Source organism: Thermocatellispora tengchongensis (assembly GCF_014202315.1).
Lineage (GTDB): Bacteria > Actinomycetota > Actinomycetes > Streptosporangiales > Streptosporangiaceae > Thermocatellispora > Thermocatellispora tengchongensis.
The window spans coordinates 79,988-98,861 of the sequence record NZ_JACHGN010000020.1; the positions used below are offsets into that span (position 1 = coordinate 79,988).

Here is an 18,874-nt window from a genome sequence, read left to right on the forward strand (position 1 = left end):
TTGGCCGGCGGCGGCCGCGCCCGTTTCAGTGCCATGGAGCCGTGGTGTGGGTCTTGACGCTTTCCACATAGCCCCCCAATAATCGATTGTCTCTTAGGCATTCGATTGTGGGCTGGAGTGGCAGTGTCAGGAACCGGGCTCGTGGACACCCACGCGCATTTCCTCTTCGACGAGTACGTGACCGCGGCCCGGCGGGCCGGGCATGGCGTTCCCGATCGGATGCCCGCCTGGCCCGTGTGGTCGGCGGAGGAGCATCTCGCCCTGATGGACGAGGCGGGCGTGGAGCGGGCGGTGTTGTCGTTGTCGTCGCCGGGGGTCTGCTTCGGCGGGCCGGGGGAGAGGGCCGCGCTGGCGCGGGAGGTCAACGAGTTCGCCGCGGCGCAGGTGGCTGCGCATCCCGCGCGGTTCGGGTTCTTCGCCTCGCTGCCGCTGCCCTACACCGACGAGGCCGTGGCGGAGGCCCGGCACGCGCTGGACGTTCTGGGGGCGGCGGGCTTTTGCGTCATGTCCAACGCCGACGGGGTGTATCTCGGCGACGAGCGGTTCGAGCGGCTGTGGGCGCTGCTGGACGAGCGCGGGGCCGTGGTGTTCGTCCATCCCACCGCGCCGCCGAACGCCGCACTCGTCAGTCCCGCCCGCCCGTACCCGATGATCGAGTTCGTTTTCGACGAGGCGCGTACCGTGGTCGATCTGCTGTTCGCCGGGATCCTGACGCGCTTTCCCCGGATCAGGTTCGTCGTCTCCCACAGCGGCGGCGCCCTGCCGGTGCTGCTGGAGCGGATCGACCTGTTCTTCAGCGATCCGGAGCTGGGCGGCGAGGCCGCGCGGGCCGGGACGATCCGCGAGCTGGTCGGCCGGCTGTGGTTCGACTGCGCGGGCACCCCGTTGCCCTTCGGCCTGCCCGCCCTGGCCCGGGTGGTCGGGCGGGAGCGGCTGCTGTACGGCAGCGACTACTGTTTCACCAGGCCGCCCGCCGTCCTGCGCCACGTCGCGGGGCTGGCCGGCGACGGTCCCCGCTGGCTGGAGCTCATGGCCGCCAACGCCGGCCGTCTGCTCGGCGCGTCCGTCGCCGCGCGGTGAACCCCACCTTCGAAAGCAGGCGCCACATGGACGACGCGCAGAAGACCTGGTTCGTCACCGGATGCTCCTCCGGCTTCGGGCGGGCCATCGCCGAGGCGGCCCTCGCGGCCGGCGACCGGGTGGTGGCGACCGCGCGGAAGGCGGAGTCGCTGGCCGAGTGGGCGGGGGCGTACGGAGGGCGGGTTCTGCCGCTCGCGCTCGACGTGACCGACCCGGCGCGGGCCGAGCCGGCCGTGCGCGAGGCCACCGAGGCGTTCGGGCCGATCGACTTCCTGGTGAACAACGCTGGCCGCGTGCACATCGGCGCGGTGGAGGAGGTGACGGACCAGGAGCTGAAGGGCCTGTTCGACCTGCACGTCTTCGGGCCGGCCAGGCTCGTGCGCGCGGTCCTGCCCCAGATGCGCGCCCGGCGTTCGGGCACGATCGTGCAGATCTCGACGATGGGCAGCTTCTTCATCACGCCGGGGTTCTCCTCCTACACCGCGAGCAAGGCCGCCTTCGAAGGGCTGTCGGCGACGCTGGCGCAGGAGCTGGCGCCGTTCGGCGTGCGGGTGCTGATCGTGCAGCCGGGGGCCCACCGCACGCCGGTCTTCTCCGCCGGCCAGTCGTCCGCTGCGGCGGAGATGCCGTGCTACGAGGACATCGTCGGCCCGACGCGCCGGTTCATCGCCTCCTCCGACGGGCTGCAGCCCGGCGATCCGGAACGCGCCGCCCGGATCATCGTGGAGGTCGCCCGCCGTGACGGCGAGCTGCCGCTGCGCCTCCCGCTGGGCGGCGACGCGTACGACAACATCACGGCCGCGCTGGACGCCATCGGCGTGAACATACGCGAGTGGGAGGCCGTGGCCCGCAGCACGGCCTACGGCGTGCCGGAGGTCGTGCCGCCCTCCTGATCCGCTCCGTCGCCGCACTCCCGCACCGGGTCCGAGCCCTGCTCGGGCCCGGTGCTCGTGCTTTCCCCGGGCTTGCCGGCATTTCGGACGGCGGCTCACACGGTTCCGGCTCTTGACGTGAACCAGCGGATGAACGATAGTCGGATAAATCGATTCTCAGAGACGCTATCGAATCTGCTCTGGAGTCTCTGGCAAGTGCGGCGAAGCGCGCCGGATCTCGGGCCCGCAGCGCGTGTGCGAAGGAGCGACAATGACAAGCCAACGACTCACCGTGCGTCCAGTGGCGCTGACCCGCAGGGACGTCCTGCGCGCCGGCGCCGTCGCCGGGTTGTTCGCCGGCGTGGTCGGATGCGGCTCGGACGGGGCGGGCGCGGGCGGGGGCGGCACCACGGCCATGCCCGCGCCCAGCCTGAACGCCCTGATCGGCAACGCGCCGCTGCACGTGGCCATGGCCGAGGGCTACTTCTCCGGGGCGCGGCAGAAGGTGGAGCTGGCCGACGTGCTGGGCACCGACGTGATCCGCACCGTCCAGACCCAGGCCATCGTGGGCGTCGCCGGCGCCCTGCCGGCGCTCGTGGCCTTCACCAAGGGGGTCAAGGACCTGAGGGTGATCGCCCCGGTCTACTCCGCCGCACAGACCACCTTCATCGCCCCGGCCGGTTCGCCCGTCTCCTCCGCCGCCGACCTCAAGCCCGGGATGAAGATCGGCGCCGCGCTCGCGGCCACGCCGCCGACGTACTTCGCCGAGGTCCTGGTCCGCGAGGCCGGCCTGGTCCCGGGCAAGGACGTGCAGATCCTCACCCTCGGCCGGGCGCCGGACGCGTGGACGGCCGCCAAGAAGGGCCTGGTGGACGTGGCCTGGTCCAACCCACCCTTCGACACCGGGCTCATCGCCTCCGGCGAGGCCAAGCTCGTCGCCACGGCCGCCGAGCTGGTGCCCCAGTGGCTCGACACCGCGCTGGTGACCACGGCGGCCAAGGCCGACGCCGGCCGCGACACGATCGCCGCGATCCGGCAGGGGCTGGCCAAGGCGCAGGCGCTGCTGCGCGAGGACCGCGACCGGGCCGCCGCCGCCTGGGCGCGCAACGCCCGGCTGGACGAGCGCGTCGCCAGGAAGGCCCTGGAGGGCGTGCCGGAGCGGGCCTGGGCCGCGACCGTGGGCCGCGAAGGGCTGGACGCCGTGGTGGCGGCGGGGGCCTCGATGAAGCTCGTGGCGGCCGGCGTGGACGCCGGCGCGATGCTCTCCGGCGACTTCCCGGAGGCGACCCGATGAGCGCCCCCGGTGCCGGTGACGTCGTCATGGACGCCGTCACCATGACCTACCACTCCCAGGGACGGCCCACGGTCGCCATCCAGAACGCCTCCGGCACGATCGGGCGGGGCCGCTTCGTGTCGATCCTCGGCCCGAGCGGCTGCGGCAAGAGCACGCTGCTCGACATCGTCGCCGGCCTGACGGCTCCGACGTCGGGCCAGGTGCGCATCGGCGGAGAGCGCGTCACCGCGCCGCGGCGCGACTTCGCCATGGTCTTCCAGGACGACTCCACGTTGCACTGGCGGACCGTGCTGGACAACGTCGCGCTCGGCCTGGAGGTGGCCGGAGTGCCCAAGGCCGAGCGGCGCGCCCGCGCGTACGACATGCTGGGGCTGGTCGGGCTGCGCGGCTTCGAGAACCACCGCCCGCGCCAGCTCTCCGGCGGCATGCGCCAGCGCGTGGCCATCGCGCGCGCCCTGGTCATGGAGCCCGCGATGCTGCTCATGGACGAGCCCTTCGGCGCCCTGGACCAGCAGACCCGCACCCTGGTCGGCATCGAGCTGCTGCGCATCTGGGAGGAGACGCGCACCAGCGTGCTGTTCGTCACCCATGACATCCGCGAGGCCGTCACGCTGTCGGACGAGGTGTGGGTGATGTCGCGGCGTCCCTCGACCATCCTCGACGTCGTGCGCATCGACCTGCCCCGCCCGCGCGACGCCGAGGTGCTGCGCGGCCCGGAGTTCGAGACGTACGTCAACGGCCTGTGGGACGTGATCCAGGCGGAGGTCGCCTCGGCGATGCGGGAACAGGAACGGGCGGCCTCGTGAGCGTGCTGAACCTCGACCGTCCGCGGCCCCCGGCGCGGCCGGCGCTGCGGGTGCCCGCCTGGGCGGCGCGCGCCGCGCTGGCAGCCGCCCTGCTCGCGGCCTGGCAGCTCGCCGTGGCGAGCGGGGCTGCCGCGTCTGCGGGCGTGCCCGCGCCGCTGGAGTGCCTGCGCCGCCTGCCGGAGGTCCTCGGCGGGGCCCGCTTCTGGTCCGACGCCGCGCGCTCGCTGCTGACCACCGCCGAGGCGTTCGCCGCCGCGGCCCTGGCCGGCCTGGCGGGCGGGGCCGTGCTGGCCAGGTTCCCGCTCGTGGCCAAGATCCTGGAGCCGTACCTCGTCGGCGCGTACGCCGTGCCGGTCGTGGTGTTCTACCCGACCTTCCTGGTCGTCTTCGGGCTCGGCACGGTGCCGATCGTGCTGACCGCGTTCCTGATGGCCGTCGTGCCGGTCCTGCTGACGACCATGGTCGCGCTGGGGGAGCTGCGGCCCGCCCACCGCAAGCTGGCCCGCTCGCTGTGCTGCACCCGCGGCCAGGCGGCGCGGCTGATCCTGCTGCCCTCGGCGCTGCCGCTGCTGCTGCCCGGCCTCAAGCTCGGCTTCGTGTACGCGATGGCGGCCACGGTCGGGGCGGAGTTCATCGTCGCCGACGCCGGCCTGGGCTTCCGCATCGGCGAGCTGTACCGCAACTTCGAGGCGGTGGACATGTACGTGCACATCATCGTGATGATCGCCTTCGCGGTCGGCTGCAACAGCCTGTTCAACCTGGTCGAACGGATCGTGCGAAGGGATCTGACGTGACGACACCGACCGTTGGGACCGCAGGCGCGCGCGGTCTCGTCGTCGCCGGGCGCATCGCCGTCCCGCTGGTGCTGGTGGCCGCGTGGGCCGCCGCCGCCGCGGTCACGCCCGAGATCGCCCCGGTCGCGGAGTCCGTACGCGCGGTGGCCGCCGCCTGGGCGGACGGGACTCTGCGGCCGGACGTGCTGGACACACTGCAGGCCGTGGTGGCCGGGTTCGCGCTGTCGGCCGCGGCCGGCATCCCCTTCGGCGTGTGGGCGGCCCGCGGAGGCTACACCTACCAGGTCGTCGAGCCGCTGTTCGCCGGTACCGCGGCGGTGCCGCGCATCGTCCTGCTGCCGGTGTTCCTGTCGCTGTTCGGCATCACCGTGGACGCCAAGATCGCCATGGCGGTTTCGGCGGCCATCGTGCCGATCGTGCTCACCTCGATGGCCGGCACCCGCACCGTCAACCCGACGCTGGTCAAGCTCGGCCGCTCGCTGGCGATGTCGCGCTGGGCCCTGCTGCGCCGGGTGATCGTGCCCGCCGCGCTGCCCGTGATCATGTCGGGGCTGCGCATCGGGTTCAGCCTGGCGCTGCTGGCGGTGATCCTGTCGGAGTTCGTGGCGGCCACGCGGGGCATCGGGCTGCGCATCCAGGCCGCGTACTCGCTGCAGCAACTGCCGCTGATGTACGGCCTGGTCGTGCTGGTCGTCCTGGTCGGCCTGGCCGGCAACCTGGCGATCTGGCTGGTGGAGCGGCGTGCCGCGCGATGACCTGGAACGCGGTTGACCTCCCGGGCCGTACGGCCCGGGAGGTCATGTGTCGTTTCGGACGTCAGCGGGCCGAGTGCAGGCCCATCATGCCCGCGGCGATGTCCTCGGGGAGCATCCAGTCGCGCGGCGGGCGCGGCCCCCAGTTGTACAGGCCCTGCGATCCCTCGAACACCTCCGGCGTCCATTCGGAGTCGTCGATGATGCAGTCGAGATCGGAGTAGTACTCCGAGAAGTTGCCGGCGGGGTCGCGCAGGTACCAGAACATGTTGGAGCCGATGTGGTGGCGGCCCAGGCCCCACGCGTGGCGCTCGGGGTGGCCCTCCAGCATCGCGGTCGCCCCGCGGCCGATCTCGTCCACGTCGGCGACCTCCCAGGCCGTGTGGTGCAGGTACGGCACCGGCGCCCGCGCGACCAGCAGGTTGTGGTGGTCGGTCGAGCAGCGCAGGAACGACGCCTCGCCGCCGATGCTGTCGCTGAGCTTGAACCCGATGCCGCGCATGAAGAAGCGCTGGCTGGCCTCCTGGTCCACGCTGCCGACGACCACGTGGCCGAGCTTGCGCGGCCGTACGGGGCCGGTGCGCTCCACGGCGGGGGAGCGGCGGTTGCCGGGGCGGGGCTGCGGGGGCGCGGGCGCCGGATCGGGGATGCGCTCGGCGATGCGCACGGTGACGCTGATCGCCGTGCCGGGGTCGGTGGCGACGAGCCGGTCGCCGGAGCGGGCCGCCTCGACGCCGAGCCCGGCGAGATCGCGGGCGATGCGGTCGAGGTCGTCCGCGTCGTCCACTCCGACCGCCAGGGCCAGCAGACGGCGGCGCTCGGCGTGGACCACGCGCAGTTGCGGCCCTCCGTCCACGGTGTGCAGATAGCCGTCGGCGGAGGGCTGGAGACCGAAGTCGCGGTAGTACTCCCGCGTGGCATCGACGTTCGGGACGCCCATCGTGACGCCCACAAGCCGGTGGAGACCCATAACTGTCCTCTCCCTGTTCCTGTCCCCAGCGTAGCCAGGAGTATCCGATAATCGCAATAAGAATCGATAGTTAGCTCAGGATCGTTTCATTGCCCAGAAGCGGTTTACTGGTAAGGTTGTCGTATGGCCAGACGCGGAACTTCGAAAACCCTCAGCGGCGACGTCTACTCCCAGCTCCGCGACGCGATCCTGCTCGGCCAGGTGCGGCCGGGCGAGCGGCTCAAGCCCACGGCCCTGCGCGAGGAGTACGACGTCAGCATCTCCGTCGTCCGCGAGGTCCTCACCCGGCTGGCCGAGCAGCGGCTGGTCGTGGCCGAGCCGAACCAGGGCTTCTCGGTCGCCCCGCTCACCCGGGCGCACCTGGAGGAGCTCGTCGAGGCCCGCTGCTCGATCGAGGGGCTGGCCATCCGGATGTCCGTGGCGCGCGGCGACCTGGAGTGGGAGTCCAAGGTGCTGGCCGTCCACCACCGCCTCGAAGGCACCCCGATCTGGCTGGAGGGGCCGGAGAAGGTCATCAACCCCGAGTGGGTCTCGGTGCACGCCGCCTTCCACGCCACGCTGCTGGAGGCGTGCGGCAACAGCATCATCCTCGACGTCTGCGCCTCCCTGTTCGACATGGCCGAGCTGTACCGGCGCTGGAACGAGACCGGCACCTCCACCGTGACCCGCGATGTCGCCAAGGAGCACCGCGACCTGGCGGCGGCGGCGCTGGAGCACGACGCCGAGCTGGCCGAGAAACTGCTGGTCGAGCACATCAGGACCACCCGCGACATGGCGCTGACCGGCATCCCGGCCCTCGCCCGCGAGGCGGCGGGCGAGCAGCCCGCCTGACCCGCCGCCCGGCGACGGGCCGGATGACGCGGCCCCGCGAGTGCGGGGCCGCGTGTTCCGCGCGTACCCGGTCACCCGCCCGCGTACGCCGCCGCGACCTCGCGCAGCGCGGCGGCGGCGTCATCGGCGTCACGCAGCACCGAGTGCGTGTAGTCGTCCGGCCGCACCAGGGCCGCGGCCGGAGCCGGCCCCGTCGCGGCGAGGGACGCGCGCCAGGCCGCGTACACGCCCTCCACGTCCTCGGCGTGTCTCCCGTCGCCCAGATCGGCCAGCGGCACCACCGTCACCGGCACCGGGCTCGCCTCCGCGACGGCGCGCAGCCGCGGCCCGCCCTCCCAGGCGACCAGCCGCCAGCCGCGCCCGAAGACGTCGTCGGCCAGTCCTTCGGCCGCCCCCAGGCGCACCGTGCCCTGCACCGAGGGCCGCCCGGTGCGCGGGTCGCCGTGCCGCAGCACGCCGGGGCCGAGACGGGGACGCGGCGGCGGGACGGTCTCGCCACTGCGGGCGCGCTCGGCCGTCATCCGCCGGTCGCGCAGGGCGGCCTGCTCCGGATCGGTGACGCAGATGATCTCGCCGAGCATCATCGAGTACTCCACCAGGTCCCTGACGTGCGGCGCCCGCTCGGCGCCGTAGGTGTCGAGCAGGCCCTCTCCGGCCGCGCCCGACAGCACCGCGTCCAGCTTCCACTCCAGGTTGCACACATCGCGGAACCCCGAGCACATGCCCTGCCCCGCGAAGGGCGGCATCTGGTGCGCGGCGTCCCCCGCGATCAGCACCCGCCCGCTGCGCCACCGCTCCGCCCAGCGCGCCTGGAACCGGTACACGGTGTGCCGCTCGATCTTGGAGTTGAGGTCGTCCACGCCCCACGGCGCCAGCAGCTCGATCGCCTTGTCCAGGGTGTTCAGCTCGGCCGGGTCCTCACCGGGCAGCACCATGAACTCCCAACGCCGCCGCCCGGGGCCGGAGGGCGTGACCGTGGTCGGCCGCGCCGGGTCGCAGAGCTGCCAGGCCCTGGGGGTGAACGTCATCGGCACGTGCGGCACCACGTCCACGATCAGCCAGTCGAAGAAGAAGCCCAGATCGACGGCCTCGATGCCGGCCGCCCGGCGGACGAAGCTGTTGGCGCCGTCGCAGCCGACGACGTAGCGGGCGGTCAGCTCGCCGCGCTCGCCGGTGTGGGAGAGGGTGGACAGCCGCACCTGGCCGTCCTCCTGGGCGATGCCGGTCACCTCAAGCCCGCGGCGTACGGTGACGGTCGGCTGCCCGGCCGCGAGCCGGCACAACGCGTCCTCCAGCTCCGGCTGGGAGAAGTGGTTGGCCGTGTGCCAGCCCGACTCCCCGCGCCCGCGCCAGTCCACCGCGAGCAGCGTCTCCCCGGCGGCGTTGCGCCACTCGTACAGGTCGTCATACGGCTCCACCACCGGGGAGGTGTCGCTGCGCAGCCCCACCCCCTGCAGCAGCCGGGCGACCTCGGCGTCGAAGTGGACCGCGCGCGGCAGCCGGAACGGGCTGGGCCAGCGCTCGGCGGCCACCACCTTCCAGCCGCGCCGGCCGAGCAGGATGCTCAGCATCTGGCCGACCGGGCCGTAGCCGACGATCGCGACGTCGAATTCCGGGGTCATGCGGTCCTCCTCATCCTGACGAGCAGCGTGCCTGCGTACCTGGTGGCCAGCGGCCAGATGCCCTGGGGTGCGAAACGGACGATCAGGACGAGCAGCAGCCCCTCCACCACGAGGCTGACCGCGTCGTAGCCCGCCAGCAGCGTCGTGAGCAGGTAGTACACGACCAGCGTGCCGACCACGGGACCGGCCACCGTCCCCACTCCGCCGACCACGCACATCAGCAGCGCGTTGATCGACCAGCCCGGCCCGAGCATCCCGCCCGGCTCGAAGGCGATCTGCTGGTAGGCGATCAGTCCGCCGGCCAGCCCGCTCAGCGCGCCGCACAGCACGAACGCCGCGAGCCGGTAGCGCACGGTGGGCACGCCCAGCCCGGCCGCGGCCTCCTCGTTGTCGCGCACCGCGCGCAGGCGCATGCCGAACGTCGAGTACGCCGTCCAGTACGCCGCGCCCACGGCCAGCGTCGCGGCGCCGCACGCCAGCAGGTACGTCTGGGCCAGGTCCGGCGAGCGCGCGATCGGCACCGACAGCCCCACCGAGCCGCCCGCGAAGTCCCAGTTGTACACCCACGCCTGAAGCGCGAGCGCGGCGGCCAGGGTGCCGATCGTGAAGTAGTCGCCGCGCAGGCGCAGCAGCGGGACCGACAGCGCCAGCGCGGCCAGCGCCCCGAGCAGCGGCGCGGCGCCCAGCGTGAGCGGCAGGCCGGCGCCCGTGTGGGAGGCCAGCAGCGCGACGCAGTACGCCCCGCCGCCGGCGAAGGCGCTGACGCCCAGCGAGATCAGCCCGCCGTACCCGGCCAGGATGTTCCACGCCTGGGCGAGCACCAGGTAGCACAGCATCGTGGTCAGCACGTTCAGCTCGTAGCGGCCCAGCGCCCCGGAGGCGGCCGCCGCCCCTGCCGCCAGGGCCGCGATGAGCGCGAGCCCCGGCCACAGCCGCCAGCGCCCGTCCGGCGTGCGGAGAGGGATGGTCATGTCAGCCTCCGTCCGAAGAGCCCGCGCGGCAGCACGGCCAGGACCACGAAGAACAGGATGTAGACGACCAGGTCGCGGTAGCCGCCGCCGAACTGCGCCGCGGCGAGGGTCTGCACCACGCCCAGCAGGATCGCGCCGGCGAAGGTGCCCAGCACGTTCCCGATGCCGCCGAGCACGACCACGGCCATCGCGATGAGCAGGTACGACGTGCCGCTTTGGGGGCTGACGCTGAAGGCGACGCCCACCAGCAGCCCGGCCAGCGCCGCCAGGGCCGAGGCCACCGCGAACACCAGCGCGTACAGCGTCCTGACGTCGATGCCGATCAGGTCGGCGGTGCGCGGGTCGGCGGCGGCGGCGCGCACGGCGGCGCCCAGGCGGGTCCTGGACAACGTCAGGTGCAGCGCCACCGCGACGACGCCGGCCAGCGCGAAGGACACCGCGTACGCCGCCCGCACATCCAGGCCCCACAGGCTCCACCCGGCGGTGCCGAGCGCGGTCGGGATGGACACGGGGTCGGAGCCGAAGCGCAGCGCGACCAGCCCGGAGGCGATCAGCGACAGGCCGAAGGTGGCGACGAGCGGCCCGTTCGCGCCGCGTACCAGCATGGCGGTGAGCAGGTGCCGCTGCAGCACGTAGCCCAGGCCCCCGGCCAGGAGCACCGCGCAGGCCCCGGCCACGGGCAGCGGCAGCGGCGTGCCGGCCGTGATCAGCACGGCCAGGTACGCCCCGAGCACCAGCATCGCGCCGTGGGCCATGTTCACCAGCCGCAGCACGCCGAACACCAGTGACAGCCCCATGGCGGACATGCCGTACAGTCCGCCGAGCAGGATTCCGTTGAGCACGACGGCAGCGCTCATGGCGACAGCGCCTCCTCCCGGGGGGAGCCGAAGTAGAGCCGTTCCAGCAGGCGCGGGTCCGACAGCGGGGCGGGGTCGCCGGCGTAGGACACCACGCCCCGGTCCAGCACGTACGCCCGGTCGGCCACGGCCAGGCAGCGGTGCACGTTCTGCTCGACGACCACGACCGCGATCCCCTCGGACCTGATCGCCTCGATCGCCTCGTACAGGCCGTCGATGACGACCGGGGCCAGGCCGAGGGAGATCTCGTCGAGCACGACGAGCCGGGGCCGGCCGATCAGCGCCCGGCCGATGGCGAGCATCTGCTGCTGGCCGCCGGACAGGGCGCCGCCGCGGCGGGCGCGCATCTCGGCCAGCGCGGGGAAGACGGCGTAGACGTCCTCCAGCCGCCCGGCCACCTCCTTGGCCGGCATCCGCAGCGGCAGGGCCAGCTTCAGGTTCTCCTCCACGCTCAGGGCGGGGAAGACCCGGCGGCCCTCGGGGCAGTGGGCGATGCCGCGGCGGGCCCGCCGGTAGGCGGGCAGCGCGGTCACGTCGTCGGCGCCGAAGCGCACCGATCCGGAGCGTACGCGCTCGGCGCCGCTGATGGCCGCGGCCAGGGAGGACTTGCCGGCGCCGTTGGCGCCGAGCACGGCGACCACCTCGCCCGGCCACACCTCCAGGTCCACCCCGCGCAGCGCGGGGATGTCGCCGTAGGCCAGGTCCACGCCCTCCAGCCGCAGCAGCGGCGGCCCGGAGCGCGCCGGGGGAGTCTCGCGCGCCGCCGTACGGGGGCGGGCCCCGTCTCCGAGGTAGACCTGCCGGACCGTGGCGTCGGCGGCGATCTGCGCCGGGGTGCCCTCGGCGATGATCCGGCCCCAGTCCATCACGATCACCCGGTCCACCAGGGACTGGACGACCCCTTCCACGTGCTCGACGAGCACCAGCCCGCATCCGGTCGCCGAGATCCGGGCGATCAGCGCGATCACCTCGTCCAGCTCGCGTCCGGACAGCCCGGCGGCGACCTCGTCCAGCAGGATGCAGCGCGGCCGGGTGGACAGCGCGCGGGCCAGCTCCAGCCGTTTCAGGTCGAGCAGGCGCAGGTTCTCCGCGCGCCGGCGCATCTTGTCCTGAAGGCCGCACTCGGCGATGACCGCGGCGATGTGCTCCTCGGCGGCGCGTCCGCGGGCGCCCGCGCCGATCGCGACGTTCTCCCAGACCGTCAGCCCGGTGAACGGGCGGGGGATCTGGTGCGCCAGCGCGATGCCGGCGCGCACCACCTGGCGGGCCGAGGCGCGCTCCAGGCGGCGTCCGCCGAACTCGATGCTGCCGCTGGTCGGGGTGTGCGCGCCGGCGAGCAGCTTGAGCAGGGTGCTCTTGCCGGCGCCGTTGGGGCCGACGACCGCCAAGGCCTGCCCGCCCGGGAGGCGGAAGCCGACGTCGTCCACCGCGGTGACGCCGCCGAAGCGCTTGGTCAGGCCGCGCACGATCAGCTCCGGCGCCTCGCGGCCGTCGCCGTTGAACACGTGGTCCTCCTGCATGCGGGTCACTCCAGGCCGAGCGGCGGCGTGCGCAGCGTGACGCCCTCGACGGCGGGGAAGACCTGCCGGGTCACGCCGTCCTGCCACTGTTCGGCCGTCACGGGGGTGGGCGAGGTGTGGTCGGGGCCGAAGGCCACCTCGGCGAAGACGAAGGCGCCCTTGGTGGCGCCGATCGCCTCGTTCAGCTTCTCCGGGTCGGTACTGCCGGCCCTGGCCAGGGCGTCGGCGACGACCTCGCCCACCGAGTACGCCGCCGCGGCGATGCCGAGCGATGCGGTGTCGGCGAACCTGCCCTCCATCGCCTTGAGGAAGGCCGCGGTGGCGGGGCGGGCGCGGTCGGGCACCCAGAAGCCGTTGTGCACGGTGTTGTCGGCCAGCTCGCCCAGCCCGTCGAGCCAGGACGCGGTGTCGGCCGCCTTGGCGATGCCGATGACCTTCGGCGTGTACGACAGCGACTTCATCTGCTTGACCAGGGCGATGCCGTCCGGCGGGATCATCTGCCCCAGGACGACCTCGGCCCCGGCCCGCTTGGCGTCGTTGACGAAGGAGGAGAAGTCGGACTGGCCGACGGGGAAGGTGTAGTCGCCGACGATCTCGTAGCCGGCCTTGACCGCGGCGTCGCGGAACAGTTTGCGCTGGATGACGCCGTCCACCTCGTTGTCGGTGAACAGGGCGGCCTTCTTGGCGGCCCCGGCCAGACCGGCCGCCTCCACCAGCACCCGCGCCTGCTCGGTCTCCTCGAAGTGGAAGTCCCACGCGTACGTCCAGCCGCCGGCGGGCGCGGCGTCGCGGAAGGCCCCCAGGGGGAAGCAGGAGGTGACCAGCGGCACCCGGTTCTTCTCGGCGATCTGGGCGATCGGGGTGTTGATCGGCGGGGTGCACCCGCCCACCAGGGCGGCCGCGGAGTCCTTGAGGATCAGTTCGCTCGCCTGCTGCCCGGCCGCGGCGGCCTCGCTCCTGTTGTCCAGGACGCGCAGGGCCAGCTCCCGCCGGACGCCTCCGACCTGGACGCCGCCGCGGGCGTTGACGTCGGCGACCAGGCGTTCCAGCCCGGCCTGCTGCGGCCGGCCGATCGTGCCGAGCGGGCCGGTGAGGGAGAGCGAGGCGCCCAGAACGACGGGCGCGTCGGCGTCCTGCCCGGCGCCGGCGCCGCAGGCGGCGGTCAGCAGCAGCGCGGGCAGGAGCGCGGTGAGGATGGCGGTGCGGTTCATGGGGGTGTGTCCTTCGATGGCGGTCAGGCGGGGATGTCCGCGGCGAGGTGGCGGGCGCCGACGGGGATGACGCTCCCCGGCGCGCCCTCGTCCAGGGCGGCCTGCCAGATGTGCGCGGCGGCCTGCTCGGGCGTGGCCAGGCCGCCGTCGCGGTCCAGGTCGCCGAAGTACGCGGCCAGCGGCACGGCCGCCGGGTCCTCGGCCATGACGCCCCGCACCATCGGCGTGTCCACCGCGTGCGGCACGACCGCGATGGCGCGGCACGCGATGCCGGGGGCGGCGGCCAGCTCGGCCGCGACGATCCGCAGCCAGTGCTCGACCGCGGCCTTGGCGGCGCCGTACTGGGACAGGCCGGGGACGACGTCCGAGGCGGCCGGGGAGGAGCAGACGACCAGCGTGCCGGGCACGTCGTGACGGGCGCAGGCGGCCAGGAACGCCTGGCCGAGGGCGATCGTGGAGCCGGCGTTGAGCAGGAACCCCTCGGCGTAGCCGGCCGGGTCCGCCGTCACGGCGGGGCCGAGGGGTGCGGTGCCGCCGGCGAGGTGGAGGAAGTAGGCGTGCTCGACGTCGGCCGCGGCGAGCCGCGCGTCCACGTCGGCGGCCACGTCCTGCCACGCCCGCGGGCGGGCCAGGTCGGCGGCGAGGTGGGCGGCGCGCGGGGAGGCGGGGGCGCGGCGCGCGACGCCGACGATCGTGCCGATCTCGGCCGGCGCCGCCTCCAGGCAGGCGGCGCCGATCCCGCTCGACGCCCCGGAGATCCAGGCGATCCTCATGTGCGTTCTCCTTCGTCGGTCAGGGGGTGCCGGCTCCGCCCGGCTCCAGGGGCAGCGCGGCGACGCGCCCGCTGCGGGTTCCGTCCTCGGGCAGGCGGGCCAGGGTGCAGAACAGGGTGCGCCGCCCGGGGCCGCCGGAGCAGACCGCGATCGGCCGCCAGTCGCCGGTGCCGAACGCCGTCTCCACGTCCCCGGCCGGGGTGACCGTGTCGCACCGGAACAGCTCGGGCAGGGCGACCCACAATCGGCCCAGCCCGTCCAGGCACAGGCCGTCGGGGATGCCGTCGAGAACGGCGTGCACGGCCCGGCCGGACAGCGCGCCGTCCGGGGCGACGTCGAAGCGGGTGATCCTGCGGGCGAACGTCTCGGCCACGTACAGGGTGCGGCCGTCGGGGGTGAGGGCCAGGCCGTTGGGGAAGACCAGGTCCTCGCAGGCCACGCGGGCGGTGCCGTCGGCCTCGACGCGCAGCAGCCGTCCGGGCCGCTCGGGCGCGCCGAGCGCGTGGCCGGTGTCGCCGACCCAGGCGCCCCCGCCGGGATCGACGATCATGTCGTTGAGCAGGCCGGTGGTCAGCCCGGACAGGTCGGCGTGCACGGACATGGGGCCGTCCTCGGGGCCGGCCAGCAGCGTGCGGTCCAGCGCGGTGGCCAGGAGCAGCCGCCCGTCGGGGAGGCGGCCCAGTCCCGCGGGCCGGCCGGGGACCTCGCGGACCGTCCGCCACGTGCCGTCGGGGCGTACGCGGACCAGGCGGAAGGCGTGCACGTCGGAGACGAGCAGCGAGCCGCGGTCCCACCGGGGGGACTCGGGGTAGACCAGGCCGCCGGCCAGGACGGCGGGGCGGGTGGGGTCAGCCACGGACGGCCTCGGCGGGTTCGGCCCCGGCCGCCTCAAGCGCGGCGTGCAGCTCCTCCAGCAGTCCGGGCGCGCCGGCCGCGGCGCCGAAGACGTACCTGTCCGGTCGTACGGCGATGGCGGCGACGCCGTGCTCGCCGAAGTAGGCCCGGTAGGCCCCGGTCACGTCGCGCAGCCGCGACGGGCCGGGCGGCTCCGCGGACCCGAGGGCCTGCGGGCGGACCACCAGTTCGTCGCCGTCCAGGGTGACCAGCAGGAACGCCGCGGGCGTCACGTCGTCGAACAGGCCGGCGCCGCCCTCGTGGCCCACCAGGTCCTGGCGGAACAGCGTCCCGGACAGTGGGCCGGGCCGGGAGGAGATCAGGGGGCCGGTGAGCCGGGGGAAGGGCGGCAGCGGCTCGGGCCCGGCGCGCAGGCGGGCGTCGCGCTCGCGGGCGGCCTCACGGTCGGTGACGCAGGAGATCTCCCCGGCGATCTTGGAGATGAGGGTCCAGGTCTCGGCGTGGGGGCGGCGCTCGCTCTCGTAGGAGTCCAGCAGCCGATCGCCCGCCGCGCCGCGCAGCACCAGGTCCAGCTTCCACGCCAGGTCGGCGGCGTCGCGCAGGCCCGAGCACATGCCCTGCCCCATGAACGGGGGCATCGTGTGCGCGGCGTCGCCGGCCAGCAGGATCCGCCCCTCCCGCCAGCGCGTGGCGGTGCGGGCCTCGAAGGCGTAGACCTGGCGGCGGACGATCCGGACGTGCCGCGGCTCGATGCCCCGCGCGGCCAGCAGCCGCCAGGCGGTCTCGGGCCGCTCGAACTCCGCGGCGTCCTCGTCCTGGTGCAGGTACCACTCCCAGCGGTGGTGGCGGGCGCCGAGCGGCGTCTCGAACGCGGGCCTGCGCCAGTCGCAGTACTGCGCGCCGCCGCCCTGCCCCGGCCAGCGCTCCCGGACGGCCGCGTCCACGATCAGCCAGCGCTCGCCGAAGCCCAGGTCGGAGCGCTCGATGCCCAGGGACTCGCGGACGGGGCTGCGCGCGCCGTCGGCGGCGACGAGGTAGCGGGCGGTCAGGGTCCGCGCCGGCCCGCCCTCCCGGGGGGCGACGTCCACCTCCACCGCGTCACCGGTCTGGCGGACGGCCAGGGCGCGGGCGCCGTAGCACAGGGTGACCCGCTCGCCCATCCCGGCCAGGGCGCGCAGCAGGCCGGACTCCAGGGTGGGCTGGTAGATCGTGTAGTCGGTGAACCAGCCGGAGACCGAGCGGGCGCCGAAGTCGACGGTGAACAGCCGCTCGCCTTCGCCGTCGTACCAGGTGTAGTCGCCGTACGGCCGGGCGTCGGCGAGCAGGTCCTCGTGCGCGCCCACCGCCTGGAGTATCCGCACCGCCTCATGGTCCACGTGCCCCGCCCGCGGCAGCCCGAACGGCGTCGCGTGCTTCTCCAGCAGGACGACCCGGTGGCCGCGCCGCGCGAGCCCGGCGGCGGTCATGAGGCCGGTGGGACCTCCGCCGATCACCAGGACATCGGTGACAGACGGAACATCTGTGATGTAGTGCACAGGTCACATGCTGTCATTATCGATTGTGAATGTCCATATCGATTGTGTCTCGCCTAAGTGGATCGCCGGATGCTAGCCTCAGTATCGATTCTGCTGAGCACAATCGTTTGGAGGCTTACTTGCGCATCGCGAATGACGCGGGGCGGCTCGTGCTGGTGCGCGACGGCGGCGGCCTCGACGTCGAGAAGGCGAGCCTGGGCCTGTTCGGCCCCGACCCCCAGGACGTCTACGACCGCTGGGCCGAGTTCCGCGCCTGGGCGGCCACCGCCGAAGGGGAGGTCAGGCCCCTCGCGCCCGAGACGCTCCAGGCCCCGGCGCCCCGGCCGCGCCAGGTGTTCGCCATCGGGCTGAACTACCGGGCCCACGCCGAGGAGTCGGCGATCGAGGAGCCCGGCTTCCCCACCACCTTCACCAAGTTCCCCGCCTCGCTCACCGGGGCGTACGCGCCGATCGAGCTGCCCAGCGACACCGTGGACTGGGAGGTCGAACTGGTCGTGGTCATCGGCAAGCGCGCCCACCGGGTCAAGGAGGCCGACGCGTGGGAGCACGTCGCCGGCCTGACCGTCGGGCAGGACCTCAGCGAGCGGACCGTCCAGTTGCGGCCCCCCGTGCCGCAGTTCTCGCTGGGCAAGTCCTTCCCCGGGTTCTCCCCGACCGGCCCGGAGCTGGTCACCCCCGACGAGCTGCCCGACCCCGGCGACCTGGAGATCTCCTGCAGCATCGACGGCGAGGTGATGCAGCACGCGCGCACCTCGCACATGATCTTCCCGATCCCGGTGCTGATCGAGAAGATCTCCGCCATCTGCCCGCTGCTGCCCGGCGACCTCATCTTCACCGGCACGCCGAGCGGCGTCGGAGCCGTCCGCGAGCCCAAGCGCTTCCTGCGGCCGGGCGAGGTCCTGGAGAGCCGCATCGCCGGCATCGGGACCATGCGCAACCGCATGACCGCCGGACCGGCACGATGAAGCCGGCACGATGAGGTACGTCACCTACGCGAGCGCGGACGGCCCCAGGGTCGGCGCCCTGGTGGACGGCGAGGTCGCCGACCTGGGCTTCGACGGCGACATGGTCGCCTTCATCGAGGCCGGCGCGCCGCACGCCAGGATGCGCCCGGTCGCCGGGACACCGCGCCTGCTCGCCCCGCTGCGCCCGCGCTCCATGCGCGACTTCCTGCAGTTCAAGGGACATCTCGACAACGCCCTGGTCCGCCTGGGCCGCGAGATCCCGCAGGAGTTCTGGACCGTGCCCGCCTACTACAAGGGCATGCCCGACACCGTCATCGGCCCCGGCGACGTCATCCCCTGGCCCGCCTACACCGACCGCCTGGACCACGAGCTGGAGCTGGGCTGCGTCATCGGCCGGGCCGGCGCGGACATCCCGGCCGGCCGCGCGGCCGACCACATCTTCGGCTGGACGATCTGGAACGACGTCTCGGCCCGCGACGTGCAGGTCCGCGAGGTCCCGCTGTCCCTCGGCCCGGCCAAGGCCAAGGACTGGGACGGCTCCAACGTCCTCGGGCCGTGCATCGTCACCCACGACGAGGTGGACGGCCAGGCCCTGGACATGGCCGTGCGCGTCAACGGCGAGGAGTGGGGGCGCGACAACTCCGCGTCCATGCGGCACGGCTTCGCCGAGCTGATCGCGTATGCCTCGCAGGACCAGCGGCTCCACCCCGGGGAGCTGCTCGGCTCGGGCACCGCCTCCGGCGGGTCCGGGCTGGAGATCGACCGGTGGCTCGCGCCCGGCGACCGGATCGAGATGGAGATCGAGGGCATCGGAGTCCTGGCCAACGTGGTCGGGGAGAAGAGGAGGAAGCCATGGCCTTCGTCGTGACGGCCCTGTGGACCGCCAAGCGGGGAGAGGAGGAGAACGTCGCCAGGATCCTCGCCGAGCTGGTCGGCCCCTCGCGCGACGAGCCGGGGAGCCTGTTCTACCAGCCGCACCGCGACCCGGAGGACCCACGCAGGTTCTTCTTCTACGAGCAGTACACCGACCGGGCCGCGTACGAGGCGCACGGCTCCTCCGAGCACTTCCAGAAGCTCGGCTTCGGGCAGGCGATCCCGCTGCTGGAGTCCCGCGAGCGCTGGTTCTACGAGACCTGGGAGCCCGACGGCTCCCAGGCCGGCTGAGG

The 18,874-nt window shown here is 73.7% G+C and carries 19 protein-coding genes; 10 read left to right on the forward strand and 9 right to left on the reverse strand.

Annotation, left to right across the window (positions count from 1 at the left end):
* Positions 1-123 precede the first annotated feature (123 nt).
* The 6 genes from HNP84_RS37260 (at position 124) to HNP84_RS54055 (ending at position 5,601) form a co-directional block, all read left to right on the forward strand.
* Positions 124-1,080, forward strand: a complete 957-nt coding sequence (locus tag HNP84_RS37260; protein ID WP_221337246.1) for an amidohydrolase family protein — start codon at positions 124-126, stop codon at positions 1,078-1,080.
* Between the two features lie 26 nt (positions 1,081-1,106).
* The gene (locus HNP84_RS37265; RefSeq protein ID WP_185054730.1) at positions 1,107-1,973 is read left to right on the forward strand and encodes an SDR family NAD(P)-dependent oxidoreductase; all 867 of its coding nucleotides are present in this window, start codon (positions 1,107-1,109) and stop codon (positions 1,971-1,973) included.
* Between the two features lie 250 nt (positions 1,974-2,223).
* A complete protein-coding gene (locus HNP84_RS37270; RefSeq protein WP_185054731.1) occupies positions 2,224-3,246 on the forward strand; it encodes an ABC transporter substrate-binding protein in 1,023 nt (340 codons plus the stop codon).
* On the forward strand, positions 3,243-4,052 hold the full coding sequence (locus HNP84_RS37275; protein WP_185054732.1) for an ABC transporter ATP-binding protein: 810 nt from the start codon (positions 3,243-3,245) through the stop codon (positions 4,050-4,052). Before HNP84_RS37270 ends, HNP84_RS37275 begins: the two co-directional genes overlap by 4 nt.
* A complete protein-coding gene (locus HNP84_RS37280) occupies positions 4,049-4,846 on the forward strand; it encodes an ABC transporter permease (RefSeq protein ID WP_185054733.1) in 798 nt (265 codons plus the stop codon). The genes HNP84_RS37275 and HNP84_RS37280 overlap by 4 nt, the downstream gene beginning before the upstream one ends.
* A complete protein-coding gene (locus HNP84_RS54055) occupies positions 4,843-5,601 on the forward strand; it encodes an ABC transporter permease (protein ID WP_185054734.1) in 759 nt (252 codons plus the stop codon). Before HNP84_RS37280 ends, HNP84_RS54055 begins: the two co-directional genes overlap by 4 nt.
* 61 nt (positions 5,602-5,662) lie before the next feature.
* On the opposite strand, the gene HNP84_RS37290 is transcribed toward HNP84_RS54055, so the two are convergent.
* Positions 5,663-6,568: a VOC family protein gene (locus HNP84_RS37290; RefSeq protein ID WP_185054735.1), complete on the reverse strand. Its 906-nt coding sequence runs from the start codon at positions 6,566-6,568 to the stop codon at positions 5,663-5,665.
* Between the two features lie 123 nt (positions 6,569-6,691).
* On the opposite strand from HNP84_RS37290, the gene HNP84_RS37295 reads away from it, so the two are divergent.
* On the forward strand, positions 6,692-7,399 hold the full coding sequence (locus HNP84_RS37295; protein WP_185054736.1) for a GntR family transcriptional regulator: 708 nt from the start codon (positions 6,692-6,694) through the stop codon (positions 7,397-7,399).
* A 71-nt stretch (positions 7,400-7,470) separates the two neighbouring features.
* Here the strand turns inward: HNP84_RS37295 and mhpA are convergent, their stop codons facing one another.
* Genes mhpA through HNP84_RS37335 form a run of 8 tightly spaced genes read right to left on the reverse strand, consistent with a single transcriptional unit; the run spans position 7,471 to position 16,743 of the window.
* The gene (gene mhpA, locus HNP84_RS37300) at positions 7,471-9,021 is read right to left on the reverse strand and encodes a bifunctional 3-(3-hydroxy-phenyl)propionate/3-hydroxycinnamic acid hydroxylase MhpA (protein ID WP_185054737.1); all 1,551 of its coding nucleotides are present in this window, start codon (positions 9,019-9,021) and stop codon (positions 7,471-7,473) included.
* Positions 9,018-9,992: a branched-chain amino acid ABC transporter permease gene (locus HNP84_RS37305; RefSeq protein WP_185054738.1), complete on the reverse strand. Its 975-nt coding sequence runs from the start codon at positions 9,990-9,992 to the stop codon at positions 9,018-9,020. The genes mhpA and HNP84_RS37305 overlap by 4 nt, the downstream gene beginning before the upstream one ends.
* The gene (locus HNP84_RS37310; RefSeq protein ID WP_185054739.1) at positions 9,989-10,849 is read right to left on the reverse strand and encodes a branched-chain amino acid ABC transporter permease; all 861 of its coding nucleotides are present in this window, start codon (positions 10,847-10,849) and stop codon (positions 9,989-9,991) included. The genes HNP84_RS37305 and HNP84_RS37310 overlap by 4 nt, the downstream gene beginning before the upstream one ends.
* Positions 10,846-12,369 carry an ATP-binding cassette domain-containing protein gene (locus HNP84_RS37315; RefSeq protein WP_185054740.1) on the reverse strand — a complete coding sequence of 508 codons (1,524 nt, stop codon included), beginning with the start codon at positions 12,367-12,369 and terminating at the stop codon, positions 10,846-10,848. The genes HNP84_RS37310 and HNP84_RS37315 overlap by 4 nt, the downstream gene beginning before the upstream one ends.
* A 5-nt stretch (positions 12,370-12,374) precedes the next feature.
* Positions 12,375-13,580, reverse strand: coding sequence for an ABC transporter substrate-binding protein (locus tag HNP84_RS37320; protein WP_185054741.1), 1,206 nt, complete (start codon positions 13,578-13,580; stop codon positions 12,375-12,377).
* A 23-nt stretch (positions 13,581-13,603) separates the two neighbouring features.
* Entirely contained in the window at positions 13,604-14,353 is a 750-nt protein-coding gene (locus HNP84_RS37325; protein ID WP_185054742.1) for an SDR family oxidoreductase, read from the reverse strand.
* Between the two features lie 19 nt (positions 14,354-14,372).
* Positions 14,373-15,209: an SMP-30/gluconolactonase/LRE family protein gene (locus tag HNP84_RS37330; RefSeq protein WP_185054743.1), complete on the reverse strand. Its 837-nt coding sequence runs from the start codon at positions 15,207-15,209 to the stop codon at positions 14,373-14,375.
* Positions 15,202-16,743: a bifunctional 3-(3-hydroxy-phenyl)propionate/3-hydroxycinnamic acid hydroxylase gene (locus HNP84_RS37335; RefSeq protein ID WP_185054744.1), complete on the reverse strand. Its 1,542-nt coding sequence runs from the start codon at positions 16,741-16,743 to the stop codon at positions 15,202-15,204. Before HNP84_RS37335 ends, HNP84_RS37330 begins: the two co-directional genes overlap by 8 nt.
* Before the next feature lie 119 nt (positions 16,744-16,862).
* Here HNP84_RS37335 and HNP84_RS37340 point away from each other — a divergent pair, with 119 nt between their 5' ends.
* Genes HNP84_RS37340 through HNP84_RS37350 form a run of 3 tightly spaced genes read left to right on the forward strand, consistent with a single transcriptional unit; the run spans position 16,863 to position 18,872 of the window.
* Positions 16,863-17,708 (forward strand): fumarylacetoacetate hydrolase family protein, encoded by an 846-nt coding sequence (locus HNP84_RS37340; RefSeq protein WP_185054745.1) that lies wholly within the window; start codon positions 16,863-16,865, stop codon positions 17,706-17,708.
* 10 nt (positions 17,709-17,718) lie between these two features.
* A complete protein-coding gene (locus tag HNP84_RS37345; RefSeq protein WP_185054746.1) occupies positions 17,719-18,576 on the forward strand; it encodes a fumarylacetoacetate hydrolase family protein in 858 nt (285 codons plus the stop codon).
* Positions 18,561-18,872 (forward strand): putative quinol monooxygenase, encoded by a 312-nt coding sequence (locus HNP84_RS37350; RefSeq protein WP_185054747.1) that lies wholly within the window; start codon positions 18,561-18,563, stop codon positions 18,870-18,872. Before HNP84_RS37345 ends, HNP84_RS37350 begins: the two co-directional genes overlap by 16 nt.
* Positions 18,873-18,874 lie beyond the last annotated feature (2 nt).